1 protein-coding gene is annotated in these 536 nt (G+C 43.5%); it reads right to left on the bottom strand.

The window, feature by feature from the left end:
• Positions 1-536 (bottom strand): EF-Tu C-terminal domain-related protein (locus AAEZ22_RS18145; protein ID WP_352298381.1); only part of this gene is annotated, 536 nt, incomplete at both ends.

Raw genomic sequence — 536 nt, 5'->3', positions numbered from 1 at the left:
ACTGTCATCTTAACGTTATCACCAGGCATTACCATTTCTACGCCTTCTGGTAACTGTACGTCACCAGTTACGTCAGTTGTACGGAAGTAGAACTGTGGACGGTAACCTTTGAAGAATGGAGTATGACGACCACCTTCATCTTTTGAAAGTACGTATACTTCTGATTCAAAAGTAGTGTGTGGCTTGATTGAACCAGGCTTAGCTAGTACTTGACCACGTTCAACGTCTTCACGCTTAGTACCACGTAAAAGTGCACCAATGTTCTCACCAGCACGACCTTCGTCAAGCAGTTTACGGAACATTTCAACACCAGTACAGATTGACTTAGTTGTATCACGGATACCAACAATTTCAATCTCGTCGTTGATGCGGATAATACCAGCTTCAACACGACCAGTTACAACAGTACCACGGCCTTGGATTGAGAAAACGTCTTCGATAGGCATGATGAATGCTTTATCGATGTCACGCTCTGGCTCTGGAATGTAAGAATCAAGTGCGTTTGCAAGCTCAACAATCTTATCTTCCCACTCTTT

The organism is Pseudoalteromonas sp. 20-MNA-CIBAN-0454 (genome assembly GCF_040308685.1).
GTDB lineage: Bacteria > Pseudomonadota > Gammaproteobacteria > Enterobacterales > Alteromonadaceae > Pseudoalteromonas > Pseudoalteromonas nigrifaciens.
This window is presented reverse-complemented; position numbering and strand designations above follow the sequence as displayed.